The 16,786-nt window shown below is 68.0% G+C and carries 13 protein-coding genes; 3 read left to right on the top strand and 10 right to left on the bottom strand.

Going from position 1 to position 16,786, the window contains the following annotated elements; all coding sequences use genetic code 11:
• The first annotated feature begins 63 nt into the window (after positions 1 to 63).
• Positions 64 to 1,347, top strand: coding sequence for a transcriptional regulator PtsJ (gene ptsJ, locus LC407_RS08765; protein WP_033831384.1), 1,284 nt, complete (start codon positions 64 to 66; stop codon positions 1,345 to 1,347).
• Between the two features lie 10 nt (positions 1,348 to 1,357).
• Here ptsJ and LC407_RS08760 read toward each other — a convergent pair whose 3' ends face one another.
• The 7 genes from LC407_RS08760 to LC407_RS08730 all read right to left on the bottom strand — a co-directional run bounded on the left by LC407_RS08760 (position 1,358) and on the right by LC407_RS08730 (position 10,074).
• Entirely contained in the window at positions 1,358 to 1,864 is a 507-nt protein-coding gene (locus tag LC407_RS08760) for a hypothetical protein (protein ID WP_025879224.1), read from the bottom strand.
• Between the two features lie 82 nt (positions 1,865 to 1,946).
• Entirely contained in the window at positions 1,947 to 5,057 is a 3,111-nt protein-coding gene (locus tag LC407_RS08755; protein WP_223482650.1) for an error-prone DNA polymerase, read from the bottom strand.
• Positions 5,058 to 5,062: 5 nt separating this feature from the next.
• Positions 5,063 to 6,472: a DNA polymerase Y family protein gene (locus LC407_RS08750; protein WP_223482649.1), complete on the bottom strand. Its 1,410-nt coding sequence runs from the start codon at positions 6,470 to 6,472 to the stop codon at positions 5,063 to 5,065.
• A 9-nt stretch (positions 6,473 to 6,481) separates the two neighbouring features.
• A complete protein-coding gene (gene imuA / locus LC407_RS08745; RefSeq protein ID WP_025879221.1) occupies positions 6,482 to 7,096 on the bottom strand; it encodes a translesion DNA synthesis-associated protein ImuA in 615 nt (204 codons plus the stop codon).
• A 287-nt stretch (positions 7,097 to 7,383) separates the two neighbouring features.
• Positions 7,384 to 8,391: a cyclase family protein gene (locus LC407_RS08740; RefSeq protein WP_223482648.1), complete on the bottom strand. Its 1,008-nt coding sequence runs from the start codon at positions 8,389 to 8,391 to the stop codon at positions 7,384 to 7,386.
• 34 nt (positions 8,392 to 8,425) lie between these two features.
• Complete coding sequence (locus LC407_RS08735; protein WP_223482647.1) at positions 8,426 to 9,076, bottom strand: DsbA family protein; 651 nt, start codon at positions 9,074 to 9,076, stop codon at positions 8,426 to 8,428.
• A 92-nt stretch (positions 9,077 to 9,168) separates the two neighbouring features.
• Complete coding sequence (locus LC407_RS08730; protein WP_134832729.1) at positions 9,169 to 10,074, bottom strand: LysR family transcriptional regulator; 906 nt, start codon at positions 10,072 to 10,074, stop codon at positions 9,169 to 9,171.
• Positions 10,075 to 10,252: 178 nt separating this feature from the next.
• Here LC407_RS08730 and LC407_RS08725 point away from each other — a divergent pair, with 178 nt between their 5' ends.
• Positions 10,253 to 11,131, top strand: coding sequence for a sterol desaturase family protein (locus LC407_RS08725; RefSeq protein WP_223482646.1), 879 nt, complete (start codon positions 10,253 to 10,255; stop codon positions 11,129 to 11,131).
• 8 nt (positions 11,132 to 11,139) lie between these two features.
• Here LC407_RS08725 and LC407_RS08720 read toward each other — a convergent pair whose 3' ends face one another.
• Both LC407_RS08720 and LC407_RS08715 read right to left on the bottom strand, forming a co-directional pair.
• Positions 11,140 to 11,844 (bottom strand): AraC family transcriptional regulator, encoded by a 705-nt coding sequence (locus LC407_RS08720; RefSeq protein ID WP_317850709.1) that lies wholly within the window; start codon positions 11,842 to 11,844, stop codon positions 11,140 to 11,142.
• A gap of 268 nt (positions 11,845 to 12,112) precedes the next feature.
• A complete protein-coding gene (locus LC407_RS08715) occupies positions 12,113 to 12,547 on the bottom strand; it encodes a glyoxalase/bleomycin resistance/dioxygenase family protein (protein ID WP_025878496.1) in 435 nt (144 codons plus the stop codon).
• A 336-nt stretch (positions 12,548 to 12,883) separates the two neighbouring features.
• Between LC407_RS08715 and LC407_RS08710 the strand changes: the two genes are divergently transcribed.
• Complete coding sequence (locus LC407_RS08710; protein WP_218787670.1) at positions 12,884 to 15,679, top strand: glycoside hydrolase family 3 C-terminal domain-containing protein; 2,796 nt, start codon at positions 12,884 to 12,886, stop codon at positions 15,677 to 15,679.
• 147 nt (positions 15,680 to 15,826) lie between these two features.
• Here LC407_RS08710 and LC407_RS08705 read toward each other — a convergent pair whose 3' ends face one another.
• Entirely contained in the window at positions 15,827 to 16,732 is a 906-nt protein-coding gene (locus tag LC407_RS08705; RefSeq protein ID WP_223482644.1) for a LysR family transcriptional regulator, read from the bottom strand.
• Positions 16,733 to 16,786 lie beyond the last annotated feature (54 nt).

Genomic DNA, 16,786 nt, shown 5'->3' with positions numbered 1-16,786 from the left:
GTGCGGGGTGGCCAGGGTGGGATACACTGGCACAGGACAAGAGATAGTTTGGCATAGGACAAAATGAAAATCACCGGGAACAGCGCCGAAGCGATCTTCGACAGCATCCGCGAGGGCATCGGTAGCGGCCATCTGGCGGCCGGCAGCGTGCTGCCGCCGGTGCGGGATCTGGCCGATCGACTGGGGGTCAACCGCAATACCGTAGCCGCTGCCTACAAGCGGCTGGACGCGGCGGGCCTGGCCAGTACGGCCGGACGTCGCGGCACTGTGGTGCGCGGCCTGCCGGCGACGATGGCACGCGAGGGCAGTGCACCGGGATTGGCCCTGCACGATCTGGCCGGCGGCAATCCGGATCCGCGCTGCCTGCCCAGCCTGCGGGTGGCTGCGACGTCCTCGCGCCTGTATGGGGTGGAGACGGTTGATCCACGCATGCAACGCCTGGCACGGGCCTCGCTGGATGCCGATTGCCCGCCGGGCTATGCGCTGGAACTGAGCCACGGCGCGGTCGATGGCATCGAGCGCCTGCTGTCGGCGTGGCTGCTGCCGGGGGACCGCATCGCGGTGGAGGATCCCTGTTTCCTGGGCAGCCTCAATGTCCTCGGTGCGGCCGGACACGTGCCGTTGCCGGTGGCGGTGGATACGCACGGCATGCAGGTGGAATCACTGCGGCAGGCGTTGGATGCGGGTGCACGCGCGGTGCTGCTGACCCCACGCGCGCACAATCCCACCGGTGCCAGCCTGGATGCGAAGCGTGCGCGTGCGCTACGCCAGTTGCTGGCCGGCTATCCGCAGGTGGCGGTGCTGATCGACGATCACTACGCGCTGCTCTCGCAGCAGAGCTATCACTCGGTGCTGCCGATGGACGGTCGGCGTTGGGCGCTGCTGCGTTCGTTGTCCAAGGCATTGGGCCCGGACCTGCGCGTGGCCTGGTTGGCCTGCGATGGGCAGACCGCGGTGCGACTGCGCCTGCGCCTGGCGGCGGGCACCGGCTGGGTCAGCCATCTGCTGCAGGATGCAGCCAGTTCGGTATTGGAGTCGGCGCAGCAGCGGGCGAAGGTGGCTGCCGCCGGTGAGCGCTACCAGCAGCGGCTGCAGGGTCTGCAGGCCCTGCTGCAGGCGCGCGGGCTGCCGACACCGATGCCGATGGAAGGCTTGAATCTGTGGCTGCCACTGCCGGCCGACAGCACGCCGCAGGTGCTGGCGCTGGCGGCGCGTGGCTGGCATGTGCGTGGGGGTGAAGTCTTTGCGGTATCTGCACCGGCGCATGGGTTGCGCATCACCTGTGCGGCACTCGGCCCGCCGCAGCAACGTCGGTTGGCCGATGACCTGGCGGCGGTGATGCGCTGAGCGTGCGCGCTCAGGGCGCAGCGCTGGCGCCGGGGCGCACGTAGTAGGACTGGCCGCTGTCGTCGAGGAACACCAGCTCCGGCTTGCCCTGCCAGGAACTCAGCATGGCGCCGGTGTTGTTCTGGTGCTTGACCATCAGGCTGGCGCCGCGGTCCGGGTTGGCCACCACCTTGAAGACTTCGGTGGTGCCGGTGGCATCGTCAAGGGTCAGCAGGGCTTCGCCACCCCGGTCGCTGGTGCCGTAGCCGCCGCGCTCGGAGCCATCGGGGCCGAGCAGGATCAGGCCGGACAGGGCGGTGGCACGCGGCCCCTGCGGGCGGCCCCGGCTGAGGGGGTCGGGAACCGGGGCGCCGAGGATCACCCGCGGCTGGCCGCTGGCATCGTGGATGATCAGGCCGCGCGCTTCGATCACGCGGTGCGGTGACTGGCTGCGATGCAGGTTCCAGGCTGTCCAGCCGGAAACGAGCAACGCGAGCATGGCGACCACCAGGGTGGTCAGGGTCAGGGCACGAGCCATTGTGTATTCCTTCCTTGGACGTGGCCGACGATAGCGGAATCCGGTCGGTCGTGGCCAGTTCGGTGTGTGACGGTGTGTATCGTCAATGGAAGTCGCGGCTGTGGCTGCGCAGTCCCTGCAGCAGTTCGTCCAGGCAGTGCATGCGCTGCACGATCACATGCTGCACGCCATCCACGCGTTCCAGCCGGCCGTCGATCTGCATCAGCTGCGTATCTACCAGGACGTGGTGCTGGCGGTCGGCCAGATGTCGCCAGACCACGGCGTTGACCATGCCGGTTTCATCTTCCAGGGTAAGGAAGGTGACGCCGCTGGCGGTCTGCGGGCGCTGGCGCATGCGTACCAGGCCGGCGATGCGTACGCGCCGGCCATGGCCGTGGTTGGCCAGCTGCGCGGCATCCAGGCAGCCACGGGTTCGCAGCTGCGCACGCAGGAACGACATCGGATGGCGGCCGAGGGTGGTGCCGGTGCTGCGGTAATCGGCCTGCATGTCTTCCCAGGCGCTGGGCAGGGGCAGGGCCACGCGCGCTTCGGCGGTGGCCCGGGCCTGGTCGAACAACGGCAGGCGGTTCTCCACGCCGGAGATATCCCAGCGTGCGCGGTGGCGATGGCCGCTGAGACCGCGCAGGGCGCCGGCATCGGCGAGCAGGCCCTGCTGGCGGCGATCCAGTGCGGCGCGCTGGCAAAGATCGCCGACATCGTCGAAGGGGCGTCGTGCGCGTTCACGCATGATGATCTGCGCGGCCGGTTCGCTGCAGCCATCGACCAGGCGCAGGCCGAGCCGGATTGCCGCCGCGCCCTTGCTGAAGTCCAGCGTGCAATCCCAGTCGCTGTGGCGCACGTCCACCGGCAGTACCGTGATGCCATGCCGGCGCGCATCCTGCAGCAGCTGGTCGGGGCTGTAGAAGCCCAGTGGCTGGCTGTTGATCAGGCTGGCGGTGAATGCAGCCGGGTGGTGGCACTTCAGCCAGCAGCTGGCATAGGTGAGCAGGGCGAAGCTGGCCGCGTGGCTTTCCGGAAAACCGTAGTCACCGAAGCCCTTGATCTGCTCGAACAGGTGCTCGCCATATTCCAGACTGAAGCCGTTTTTCAACATGCCCGTCAGCAGCTTTTCGCGGTGCGGTTCCAGGCCGCCACGACGCTTCCAGGCGGCCATCGAACGGCGCAGTGCATCGGCTTCGCCTGCGGTGTAGCCAGCCGCGTCCACCGCCAACTGCATGACCTGTTCCTGGAACAGTGGCACGCCCAGTGTGCGCGCGAATACGCGGTCGAGCTGGGGGGGATAGAGTGGGTTGTCCGGATCGTTCAACGCATCCGGGCCTTGTTCGCGCAGGATCCGCCGACGTTCCAGGTAGGGATGGACCATGTCGCCCTGGATCGGCCCTGGGCGCACGATCGCTACTTCGATCACCAGGTCATAGAAATTACGCGGCTGCATGCGTGGCAGCATCGCCATCTGCGCGCGCGACTCGATCTGGAACACGCCGATGGTGTCGGCGGCGCAGATCATGTCGTAGGTCGGCTTGTCATCGTCCTCGATTGCATCCATGCGTCCTTCGTGCAGGCCGTGCTGCTGCAGCATCGCCAGGCATTTGCGGATGGCGGTGAGCATGCCCAGTGCCAGGCAGTCGACCTTCATCAGGCCGGTGGCGTCCAGGTCGTCCTTGTCCCACTGGATGACGGTGCGGTCGGCCATCGCCGCGTTCTCCACCGGCACCAGCGTCGACAGCGGGTGCTCGGAAATCACGAAGCCGCCCGGATGCTGCGACAGATGGCGCGGAAAATCGATCAGCTCGGCGGTCAATGCCAGCAGCCGGCGCATTAACGGTGTTTCCGGATCGAAACCGCGCTCGCGCAGGGTTTCCGGCAACGGAATGTTGCCGCCCCAATGGTCCATCGCCGCGCCCAGCTCGTTGACCTGGTCCATCGGCAGGCCCAGCGCACGGGCGACATCGCGGATCGCGCTGCGGCCACGGTAGCTGATCGCCACCGCCGTCAACGCGGCACGCTCGCGGCCATAGCGGTTGAATACGTACTGCAGTACTTCCTCGCGGCGCTCGTGCTCGAAGTCGATGTCGATGTCCGGTGGTTCATCACGCTCGGCCGAGATGAAGCGCTCGAACAGCAGGTTGCTGCGCGCCGGGTCGATCTCGGTCACGCCCAGCACGAAGCACACCGCTGAATTGGCGGCCGAGCCACGGCCCTGGCAAAGAATGTTCTGCTCGCGGGCGAAGCGCACGATGTCCTGCACGGTGAGGAAATAGGAGGCGTAGTTCTTCTTTGCGATCAGTGCCAGCTCGTGTTCGATCTGCTTGCGCTGGGCTGGCTCGATGCCCTTTTTCCAACGCCAGGGAATGCCGCGCTCGACCAGCACGCGCAGCCAGCTGTCCGGGTCGTGGCCTTCGGGCACCAGTTCGCGCGGGTAGGTGTATTTCAGCTGGTCCAGGGAGAAGTGGCAGCGTTCGGCGATGCGCAGGGTTTCTGCCAGCAGGTCGGGCGGATACAGCTGGGCCAGTGCAGTGCGCGGGCGCAGATGGCGCTCGCCGTTGGCAAACAGGCGCCAGCCAGCCTCGGCCACGCTGCAGCGGTGGCGGATCGCGGTCAGCGTGTCCTGCAAGGCACGGCGCCGGCGCACGTGCATGTGCACATCGCCACTGGCGACCAGCGGCAACTGGTGGCGCTCGCCGAAGGCCTGCAGCTGCTGCAGCCGGCGCGTGTCGTCGTGTTCGTGGTGCAGCTCCACGGCCAGCCACAGGCGCTGCGGAAAACAACGGCGCAGCAGTTCCAGTTCGGTGGCCGCCGGTTGCCGGTCCAGCCACAGGCACAGCAGGCCCTCGGGCAGTCCCTGCAGATCCTCGCGCAGGCAGCGGTATCCGCCCTTGGCTGCCCGCCGGCGACAGGTGGTGATCAGCTGGCACAGTCCGGCGTAAGCGGCCTGGTTGGTGCACAGCAGGGCCAGCTTGGGCCCGTCTTCAACCTGGAATTCGGCACCGACGATCAGCGCCACGCCGTGCGTCTTCGCCGCCTGCCATGCGCGCACGATGCCAGCCAACGAGCATTCGTCGGTGATGGCCAATGCGCGGTAACCCTGGCCGGCAGCGCGTGCGAACAGTTCCTCGGCGGTGGACGCGCCACGCTGGAAGCTGAAGGCCGACAGGCAGTGCAGTTCGGCGTATCCGGGCAGATCGGTGTGCATGGGGCTCAACCGAACCAGCCGTGCAGCATCCACGGCGCATGCGGATCATTGCGCGTGCGGAAGGCCCAGCCACGCTGGCCCTGCGCGGTTTCCACCACGTAATAGTCGCGGCGTGCATCGGCCTGGTCCCACCAGCCCGATTCGATCCGTTCCGGCCCGGCGACGATACGCAGGCGCGGATCGCGCAGCGGCTGTGGCGTCTCCAGCAGCCAGCCGGGGCGCAGCGGCCACCAAGCGGGTGGCTTGGCCGGTGGCTGGGTGCCACTGGCGCGTTCGGGGCGGTGGTCGGCCTGCACGGCCAGTGGCTGCACGGCGTCATCGCCGAGGCGGGCACGCAGGCGCTCGCGCAGCTGGGTCCATGGCATCGCCTGCGCCGGGCGGGTATCGAACAGGTCACGTGTGGCCGGCACGAACGGCGGCAGCTGCTCGGCCTGCAGGCGCAACGCACGGCTGCCGGCGGGCAGGGCGAAGGCTTCCATGCGGTTGCGTGCGATCTCGAACAGCAGCGCCGCATCGCGTTCGGGGGCCAGCAGGCCGATGGTCAGCACGCTGGCCGGCAGCAGGTCATGCTCGAAGTGCAGATCGAAACGCTGCACGCCACCATCGCGCGAACACAGGAATGCGGCCAGATCCAGCAGCAGGCGCCGCAGCGGGAACAGCAGGGCCTGGCTGGATTCGATCTCGTATTCGAATTCGATGCGCGCATCGAACCGGTCCGGCGGCTGGTAATAGCGCAGCGGCGCGTTGCCCAAACCGCGCACGGCATCCAGCTGCTGCAGTACCTCGGGGGCGAAGCGGCGGGCCAGGCTTTCGCGCGGCAGGTCGAAGGCCGCCCCCAGCGTGCGCAGGCCGGAGCGTGCCAGCACGGTCACTGCATCAACGGGCAGGCCACTACGCGCCAGTGGCAGCTGTGCCAGTGCGGCGGGCAGCTGCTGCGCATCGATGCCAAGGCCATCGTGCACATTGGCAAGCACGCGCGCGGCATGCGGGTTGGGGGCAGCGACCAGGCGATGGCGGAAGCCCAAGTCGTGCAGGCCGTTGCGCAGGCGTTGTTCGATCGTCAGCCAATCGCCGAACAGGGCACGGCTGGCACCGATTTCCAGCACCAGCGCATGCGGAAAATCGAGGCTGACCAGCGAGCTGGTGGCATACAGCCAGCTGGCCAGCAACTGCCGGGTGTGCTGTTCGGCGCTGGGATCGTAGTCATGCAGCTGCAGGTCCTGCACCAGCACCTGCGCGGCCGACAGCAGCATGCCCGGGCGCAGCCCCGCTGCCCGCGCGGCAGGGCTGACCGCACGCAGCACACGACGCTGCGCCGGCCCCTGCAGCAGTACCAGTGGCCGCTGTGGATCGGGCTGCAGGCGCAGCACGCTGTCCAGCGCCAGCTGCGGCAACAACAGGCAGGCCCAGTGCATGGCGCGGCCTCAGTGGGCGATGGCCAGCGGCAACGGCTGCGCCGGTGGCAGCCCGCCGCGGCACTTCAGCACCCGCACCTGGCCATGGTCGAGCTGCAGGCGCAGGCTGGCCGGGGAGGGGTTGCGGGCGGCGCGGGCCTCGCGGAACACGAAACCCAGGCACTGGCCGCTGTCGGCGGCAACCTGCAGGCGGCGCAGGGCACGATCGTCGGCCTGCTGCGGCCAGCACAGCACGGCGGCGCAGGCGGCAGAGCGCAGGCACTGCTCGGCCGCCCACAGCGCCTGCTTCGGCGCGGCGTGGATGATCTGCAGCTGGGCCAGGTCGAGCCCGGCGGCGGCCCATGCCGGGGCGTGCGGGCGATAGGGTGGGGCGACCAGCACGATCGGCCGTGGGTGCTGGCTCAGCTTTGCCAGCGCCGGCCAGACCAGGGCCAGTTCACCGACCCCGGGTGCGGCCTGCAGTACTTCGCACAGCCCGCTGGCTGGCCAGCCACCGCCGGGCAGGCGCGCGTCCAGCGCCGGGTGGCCACTGGCCAGATGGTCGCTGGCCTGCCCCTGGCGTGCCGGCCCGCGCCAGACCTGGCGGCCGTCCAGCAGGCGGTCGAGGGCGACGACGGCGCCCATCAGCCGGTCCTCCGGGGGAGGCGCCGGGCTGGCGGGAAGCGGCAGAAGTGGGCGGAAACGGCAGGCATGGAGCGAGTATCGACAGGCCGATATCAGGGGCTGAGACCGGACATGCTACTCGGCTTGTGAGTAATATTACTAATGAAATCGGAGGGCGGGGTTTCAGCTTGCTGAAGGAGGCAAAGCATCCACGCATGGCGTGGATCTACTGGGGGAACGGGGGCCTGGATGCGGGAAAAGCGGTGCCGGCCAAGGTCGGCACCGCCCACCCTGGCCCGGCTATCGGGTCACGGGCGGACCGGCAGGGCCACCGGGCGCAGCGGCGCGGCGTCGCCGCCGCGGATCTTCAGCGGGCCACCGATGAAGGCGAACTCGTAGACCTTGTCGCGCGCCAGTTCATCCAGCGCCACCAGCTCGATGATCGGCGCGCCCTGCTGCGCCAGCAGGTAGGTGTGCAGCGGCACGTAGTCGTCGGACACTTCGGAAGGGAAGGTCTCGAAGCTGAGGTTGTCGGCGCCGACGATCATCGCGCCGCTGTCCTCCACCAGGAAACGCGCCGCATCCAGGCCCATGCCCGGCGGGTTGGCCATGTAGGCCTTGGGCTGTTCGAACAGGCGCATGCGACCGGTGCGGATCAGTACGATGTCGCCCTGCTGCAGCTGCATGTGCTGGCGCGCCAGCGCATCCTTCAGGTCCTGGCGGGTGACGCGGTAGCTGTCCGGCAGCATGTCCATGCCCTTGGCGCCGGCCACGTCGATCAGTACGCCACGGGCGATCAGCGGCGGGAATTTCTCGATGCCGGTGACGTTCCAGCCGCGGTCGCCGAGGTGCTTGTCGGCCTCGAAGCCATTCCAGATCTTTCCATGGATGCCGAAGTGGTTCAGCGCATCGATGTGGGTGCCGGTGTGGCTGTACATCGAGAACGCGGTGCCGGTGTAGCTGCGGGTGAGGTTCATCGTCTCGCCTACACCCATCGGGTCGTCCATCACCGTGCCGCGCGGGGTGTGGGTCATCCAGAACTGGTAGTGCGGGTCGCCGGCATCCTGCCAGCTGGGCATGCCGACGTAGTACTCGGTAGCCAGATCGTAGGCTCTGCCGCCGCTGACCCGCGACAGGATCGCTGCGCGTGAGGCCTCGGTGATCAGGTTGAGGCGGCCGATCTCGTCCTTCGGCCCCCAGGGGCTGGTGCCGACCTGCTGGCCGGAGGGAACGCGTTCGTGCGCGGACACGGTGGTGGAAGCCGCGGCGCCGGCCAACAGCAGGGCCAGGGCGGTGCCCAGGGTACGTGGGGTCATGGGAATCTCCTTGAAGGTGGGGGAACGGTGCGGCTCAGGCCGCGACCAGCGGCGCCAGGGCCTGGCGCAGTTGCGGCAGCGGCAGGGTCTGCAGGCGCAGGCCGTTGCCGGTGATGACGGTGGGGATGGAGCGGATGCCGAGTGCGGCAGCTTCAGCGCGGTCGGCCTGCACGCGCTGGCGCACCTCATCGCTGCGCATCCGGTCGGCGAAGACGCCACGCCGATGCCCCAGCTGTTCGGCGATGTCCAGCAGCACCTCGACGTCACCGACGTTTCGGTGCTGGTGCAGGTGCGCCCACTGCACGGCATCGAACATCGCGCCGTGTGCGGCGTTGCCGCCGAGCATGCCGGCGGCCTGGCAGGCCAGTGCACCCAGCCAACCGGAAGGGTATTCGAAGTCCTGTGCCCGCATGCCGTCGATATCGATGCGCGCGCTGTCGTCATGCGCGGCGCAGTCGGCCCAGTGGCGCAGGATGATGGCCTTGGTGCGCGGCATCGAGCCGAATACCTCGATCATCTGTTCGCGCGAGTCCTGCAGCACGAAGCTGCGGTGGCGGACCTGGATGCCGAGTTCGACCGAGACCTGCTGCAGGCGCGGGGCCAGCACGAAGCACCAGCCGCAGACCACGTCATGAAAGAAATCGACCACCGGTGCAGTGGTGGTCAGCGAAGGAGAGGCGATCATCGGCCTGCCGTCCGTGAGAGGGGAGGCGGCAGAGTAGGCAGTGGCGCCGGGCCGAAACAGCACGCGGCGGGCAGCTCAGTTTTCGCTGGCGGTTACGAATCCAGCCCGGCGCAGGCAGGCAGCTCGGCGTGCAGGAAATCGATGAAGGCGCGTACCTTCGGTTGCAGGTGGCGCGCGGTGGGGTAGACCGCGTAGACGAACCGCGGCGGATAGCGATGGTCGGGCAGCACCTGCTGCAGTTCGCCGCTGGCCAGTGACGGTGCGGCCAGGAACGAGGGCAGCGCACCGATACCGAGGCCGGCGACCAGCAGGTCACGCAGCAGCAGACTGTTGTTGGCGGTGACCCGTGTCGGCAGGGTCACCGTGACCTGGCCATCGGGGCCGAGCAGCGGCCAGCTGCCGGGTGAATCGGACAGGCTGTAGCCAAGCACGCTGTGTGCCTGCAGTTCTTCCACCGCCTGCGGTGCCGGATGGTGCTGCAGATAGGACGGTGCCGCGCACAGCACCTGTTGCAGCGAAGCCAGGCGGCGTGCGACCAGCCGCGAATCTTCCAGTTCGGCGCGGATGCGCAGGGATACATCGAACCCTTCGCCAACCGCATCAAGCAGACGGTCTTCCATCACCAGGTCCAGTGCAAGCTGCGGATGCTGCTGCAGGAAGCGTGGCAGCAATGGCGACAGCGTGCTCAGCGCGAATGACTGCGGTGCATTGACCCGCAGGCGCCCGCTCACTTCACCGCGCTGTTCGGCGATGCCGCGCTCCAGCGCGTCCAGTTCATCGAGCAGGCGGCAGCATTCGCGGTAATAGGCATGGCCGGTTTCGGTCAGGCTCATGCGGCGGGTGGTCCGCTGCAGCAGCACTACGCCCAGATGCGTTTCCAGCGTGCGCAGCTGCTTGCTCAGCCCGGCTGGCGACAGGCCCAGGTCTTCGGCAGCACGGGCGAGGCTGCCGCGTTCGACGATGCGGCGGAAGGCGCGCATCAAGGTGAAGGAATCCATGCCGGTCCAGGCCGCGATGAGGTCGACATTGTAGATCCACGCCAGAGGTGGATCGCCCACCAAGGTGGGCATTCAACGTGAGCGGACGCGGGGTTGCGCTGTTTGTTCAAGCCTGCAGCCCGCATGCCGCGCCAGCATGCAGGCCCCTCACTGTTCAGAGCCAGCCATGAAGCACTGGATGCTCCGCCTGTATGCCCCGTTGTTCCTGCTGGGTTTTGTTGCCGCCGCCATCACCTGGGTCGGCCACTCCCACGGTGACCCGCTGTGGCTGCTTGCCTTGCTGGCTGTCGCCATCGCGGTGTCGTTCGCTGCTGAGCGGCTGTGGCCATACGATCCGGCGTTCAACCACGACCAGGGTGACCGCCTGCGCGACGTCCTGCATGCGCTGGTCAATGAAAGCCTGAACCTGCTGTCGATCGCCACGGTGCCGATGCTGGCGGTAATCGTGCCCTGGCACGTCTGGCCGACGCAGTGGCCATTCGCGCTGCAGGTGCTGGTGGCGATCATCGCCGCTGACCTTGGCATCACCCTGGTGCACTACGCCAGCCATCGCATCGGCTGGTTGTGGCGGCTGCATGCGGTGCATCACAGCGTGACCCGCATGTATGGCTTCAATGGTTTGATGAAACACCCACTGCACCAGGCCGCCGAAGCGGTGGGCGGCGTACTGCCGCTGCTGCTGTTGGGCATGCCGATGCCGGTGGCCGCAGTGCTGGCGTTCGCCATCGCGATCCAGCTGCTGCTGCAGCATTCCAACGTGGACATGCGCCCGGGTGTGTTGGGCCGGGTGATGGCATGGGCACCGCTGCACCGCTTCCACCACATCCGCTATGGCACTGCAGGTGATGTCAATTTCGGTTTGTTCTTCACCGTGTGGGACCACCTGCTGGGGACCGCGTTTGATGCACCGGGCTATCGGTTGCGGCAGCGTGATCTGGGCATCGGCAGCCAGCCGTACTATCCGCAGGCCTATTCCGCACAACTGCTGGCGCCCTTCCGCGCGCTGCCCCATGGCGAGGTGCCGGAGCTTCCGGAAGGCCTGCGCAGGCGCGGTTGATCGATGCCTCAGGCTGCGTGCAGCTGCAGGCCCTGCAGTTGCGCGGCACCGATGCCGAACATGCGGCGCAGGCTGCGCGAGAGGTGGGGCAGATCGGCGAAACCGGCGGCATGCGCGCTGTCGGTCAGGCTGTGCCCGCGCAGATGATGCGCCAGCGCACTGCGCAGCCGTTGCCACAGCACCCAGCCGCGCAGGGTCACTGCCAGCTCGGACTGGAAGCGCCGATGCAGCTGGCTGGTCGACAGATGCGCGGCCTCGGCGATATCGGCGGCCGGCACCGGGCCGGGCAGGTGCTGGGTGATGCGGGCCAGCGCCGCCTGCACACGGCGGTCCAGGGGCTGTGGGCGGCTCAGTCGCGGCAGCCACTCGTGCAGCTGCGCAGCATTGCCGGGCAACGACTGCAGATGCTGCTGGATCTGTTCGAGGTCGGCATGTGCCGGTTCGAGGAACACCGTGCAGCCGTCAGCGGGCGCCGACAGGATCGCGTGCGATTGGAAGGAGCGCAGCCACAGCCGTTTGCCCTGCTGCTGCACGCCATCGATCTCGACCTGCCAAGGGTCGCCGTCGCTCAGCAGCAGCTGATGGGCGTAGTGCGCGTGCGCGGCGCTGTCACCGGCGTGGCCCTGCAGCACGGCCACGTGTGCATCCAGCAGCAGGGTGCCATTCCAGGGTAGAGCGGGGGAGGACATGGAGGAATTGTAGATCCACGCCATGCGTGGATGACGTATGCCGCAAAGGTTCGTGGGAAAAACATCCACGCATGGCGTGGATCTACTGCGCGCCGGGAATCTGTCGAAGGCGGGGTGGGTCCGGTTGCGGGGGCGTGAGCGCCATGGATGGCGCGACCGAGCCTCCATGGATGGATTCACGGCGTCCCCCGCAACCGGACCCACCCCGCCTACCCATAGGAGCCCAGCTTTTGCTTCTGCTGTTGCATTGGCCGTTGCCTCTGCGGGTGCCGGGCGCAGCCCGGCCGCCACCTCACCGCCCCTGCGGGTCCGGCCGGTGGTGCACGTACTCGACCACGGTGCCATCGGGATGCACCGCATTGAACGCCGCACCGGTCGGTACCACCTGCAGCGGAAAGATGATCTCGGCGCCGGCGGCCACCAGCTTGTCGTGATAAGGCCGAACGTCGTCGACCAGCAACGTGCCCGTGGTCGACGTGAACGGCGCCAGCGCCTCGTCGCAGCCTTCGATCAGCAGGAACGCACCGACCATCGCCAGCCGCAGGCCCGCATCGGGAAACGGAAAGCCGGCATCGGCGACCACACCCTGCAGCTGCTCGTAGAAGGCCACGCTGCGTTCCAGTTCGCCGGGGGCGACGAACACCCGGATCAGCACGCGCGGGCTGCGCTGGCTGGAGGTGTCACAGCGGTCGCGCCAGAGATGGTCGAAGTCGCGATGTACGGTCATGGGCTCGAATCGTCGCCGGGGAGAACCATTATCGGCAGCGCCGTGCAGCCCGTTGATGACCGCCGGTGATGGGCTGATAACCAGTCCGCACATCGCGCCTGTGACTTAGGTCCTGTTGACAGCGATGAACGCCCTCGCACACTCTTCACATGATGGGTCGCCCTGCGCGGCCCGGACAGGCAGGTTGTCACGCACGGGAGGAGGGTCCCGCGCGCAGACCGGCCCGTCCTCTGGCCTGCAAGGCGTTGCCCGGCAACGCATGCGCGGCATGACGCTGCACCCTTCGGCGGCACTTTCCCTGGACCGATTGCCTTGGCAACGGAATTACGCCCGCCGATGAAAACGTTTACAAAGCCGCTCGCCCTGTCCCTGGCCCTGTCTGCCGCACTGGCCACCCCGGCCTGGGCCGACTCCGCCGCCTTCACCGTGCTGACGCTGGAACAGGCGCCGACCGCGGACGCGATGCCGGCCCTGGCTGCCCAGTTGAAGACCCTGCAGGTGGATGCGGTCAGCGTTCGCCAGGTACAGCGCGGCATCGGCCAGGTCGATCCGCTGCAGCTGCTGGCCGATGGCCTGGGCTACCAGTACCGCTTCATCGCCGCCGGCAAGGATGACGGCCAGACCCAGCACGGCCAGGCCGTGTTGACCCGGCTGCCGATCGCCGCCGAATCCGGCCCCGACCAGCCGGGCCTGAACTACCTGCGCCTGGATGACGGCCGCCATGCAGTGGCGGTGTACACCGACGCTGGCGCCGGTGCTTCGCAGTTGCCGGCACTGGTGTCGCGTTCGCGACTGGGCGCGCCGGCGGTGCTGCTCGGCGCGGTGGCCGGTGAATCGGCCAAAGCGGCCGGCTTCGATCCGGCACGCGTGGCCCTGGAGGCCGATGCCAGCTATTTCAGCGATGGCTTCCAGGCCGCCAGCAGTGCGCCGTTCAAGGTTGAAGGCAGCGCGCTGCGTGCAACCCTGCTGACCCTGGCCTATGCGGCTGACAAGGGCGGCGAGCAGCCGTGGATGGATACCACGCTCACCGCCGATGCGCGCGCTGCGCTGCTGCTGAAGGCGATGACCGAGGACGAGAAGTTCCAGATGCTGCACAGCTACTTCGGGCTGGGCAAGGACGGTGGCAAGCTGCCGGAAGGTGCGGTGGGTTCGGCCGGTTTCGTGCCGGGCGTAGCGCGCTTGGGCATTCCGTCGCAGCAGTCGGCCGACGCCGGCGTGGGCGTGACCAATCCCGGTGGCATCCGCCCGGGTGATTTCGCCACCGCCATGCCGTCGGGCCCGTCCACGGCGTCCACCTGGAACCGCGGTGTTGCCTTTGCCGGTGGCGCGACGATGGGCCGCGAAGCCTGGCAGCAGCGCTTCAACATCCTGCTGTCCGGCAGCGTCAACCTGCAGCGTGACCCGCGTAACGGCCGCAACTTCGAATACGCTGGTGAAGACCCGCTGCTGGCCGGTTCGATGGTCGGCGCAGTGATCCAGGGCGTGCAGAGCCAGCACGTGATCTCGTCGATGAAGCACTTCGCGCTGAACGACATGGAGACCCGCCGCAACTTCCACGACGTGCGCATTGGCGAGCAGGCCATGCACGAGTCGGATCTGCTGGCGTTCGAGATCGCGCTGGAAGCTGGCCGCCCGGGCGTGGCGATGTGCTCGTACAACAAGATCAACGGTACCTACGGCTGCGAAAACGGCTACCTGATGAACCAGGTGCTGAAGCAGGAGTGGAAATTCCCCGGTTTCGTGATGTCCGACTGGGGCGGCGTGCACAGCGGTTCGAAGGCGGCGCTGGCCGGCCTGGACCAGCAGTCCGCCGGTGAAGTGTTCGATGCGGCGGTGTTCTTCGATGAGCCGCTGCGCCTGGCCGTGCACGGCGGCGTGGTACCGCAGGCGCGCCTGAACGACATGGTCGCGCGCATCCTGCGCACGATGTTCCTGCACGGCAACTTCGACAACCCGCCGCAGCACCAGAAGGTCGACGCTGAAGCCGGTTTCGCCGTGGCCCAGCGCACGGTGGAAGAAGGCAGCGTGCTGCTGCGCAATGAAGGCAGCCTGCTGCCGCTGGCCGACAGCGCCAAGCGCATCGTCATCATCGGTGGCCATGCCGACAAGGGCGTGATCGGTGGCGGTGGTTCGTCGATGGTGGGCGTCACGGCCAAGGGCACCAACGCGGTGCCGGGCGTGCTGCCGACCACCTGGCCGGGCCCGGTGATCTTCCATCCGTCCTCGCCGTTGGAATCGCTGCGTGCCGCGCGCCCGGATGCGACCATCGAGTACGTGGACGGTACCAACGCCGCCGCTGCGGCCAAGGCTGCTGCACAGGCGGATGTGGCCATCGTGTTCGCGACGCAGTGGGCGGCCGAATCGGTGGACCTGCCGGACATGCAGCTGCCGGACAACCAGGATGGGTTGATTTCGGCGGTGGCCAAGGCCAACCCGAAGACCGTGCTGGTGCTGGAAACCAACGGCCCGGTGCGTACGCCGTGGCTGGCGCAGGTGCCGGCGGTGCTGCAGGCCTGGTACCCGGGTATCCGTGGCGGTGAAGGCATTGCCGCACTGCTGACCGGCCAGGCCAATCCGTCCGGCCGCCTGCCGGTGACCTGGGTGGTGGACGAATCGCAGCTGCCGCGCCCGCACATCGATGGCCTTGGCTTCAAGCCGGCCAAGCCGTTCGGCGATGTGTTCGATTTCGATATCGAAGGCGCCAACGTCGGCTACAAGTGGATGGCGGCCAAGGGCCTGACCCCGACCTTCGCCTTCGGCCACGGCCTGTCCTACACCTCGTTCGCCTATGAAAACCTGAAGGTGAGCGTGGAGGGTTCGCGCCTGGTTGCCAGCGTCGACATCCGCAACACCGGCAAGCGCGCCGGTGCCGACGTCGCCCAGCTGTACCTGAAGCTGCCGGCCGGCAGCGCCACGCCGATCCGCCTGATCGGCTACGACAAGGTGGAGCTGCAGCCGGGCGAACAGCGCCGCATCCGCATCGAAGCCGAGCCGAAGACCCTGGCGCATTACGATGCGCAGGCACGCCAGTGGAAGATCGCCGGCGGCACCTACCAGGTGCAGTTGTCGCGCAACGCCGCCGAGCCGCTGCAGACGGTGGACGTGCAGCTGGTGGAGCAGGTGCTGCGCTGATCCGCTGCGGTACTGATGGTTGAAGACACGGCCCCGCAAGGGGCCGTGTCTGTTTACGGGGTGCCGCTGCGCTCGCCGGGCATGGCCCGGCGCTACCCGATTACGGGCATCCCGGTAGCGCCGGGCCGTGCGCGGCGGGCGCAGGATTCAGCTGGCGTCGTCACCAAACCAACCGCGCAGGAAATCGATCAGCTGCCGCACCTTCGGCGAGGGCTGGCTGCTGTGCGGGTACACCGCGTACACGCTCTGCTTCGGGAAACGATGCTGGCGCAGCACCGGCCGCAGGCGGTCGTGGGCGAGATCGTCCTCGATCAGCCAGCGTGGCAGCACGGTCACTCCTGCACCGGCCACGGCGAACGCGCGCAGGCTGCTGGCCCCATCCACGCGTATCACCGCGTTGCCCGGATTGGTGGCGAACAATGCATCGCTGCCATCCGGCGCGACCACCGGCACATCGGCCAGGCGCGGATAGCCGAGGCGGGGCAGGGTGCCCAGCAGCACCGGATCATCCACCGCCTCGGCGGACCCCAGGCGCGCCAGCAATGCCGGAGCGGCGACCGCGCACAGCGGGTGACGTTCCAGCTCGGTGGCATGCAGTTGCGAATCGGGCAGGCGGCCGAGGCGGATCGCCAGGTCGAAACGCTCGGGAATCAGGTCGGCCGGGGCTGGCGAGGTCGATAGATGCAGCGCCAGCGCTGGATGCTGCGCGCGGAAGGCTTCCAGTGCTGGAATCAGCCGCAGCTGCGCGTACTCCGGGGTGGTGGTCAGGCGCAGTACGCCCTGCAGTTGATGCTGGTCGCGGCGCGCGGCATCGATGGCGGCCTGCGCGGCATCCAGTGCCTGCACGCAGTGCTGCAGGAACTGTTCGCCGGCCTCGGTCAGCGCCAGGTGGCGGGTACTGCGCAGCAGCAGGGTTACCCCCAGCTCCTGCTCCAGCCGCTTCAGGTTGAAGCTGACCACGGCCCGGCTCAGGCCCAGGCGCTCGGCGGCGGCGGTCAGGCTGCCGGCCTCGACCACGGCACGGAAGATATCGAAGCGATCGAGGCTGACCATGGTGGCTGATTGTCAAAACAAGTTTGACAGTGTTGCAGCTGCTGTCGTGTTTTT

This window comes from Stenotrophomonas sp. OVS01A (assembly GCF_019969775.1).
Classification (GTDB): Bacteria; Pseudomonadota; Gammaproteobacteria; order Xanthomonadales; family Xanthomonadaceae; genus Stenotrophomonas; species Stenotrophomonas indicatrix.
This window is presented reverse-complemented; position numbering and strand designations above follow the sequence as displayed.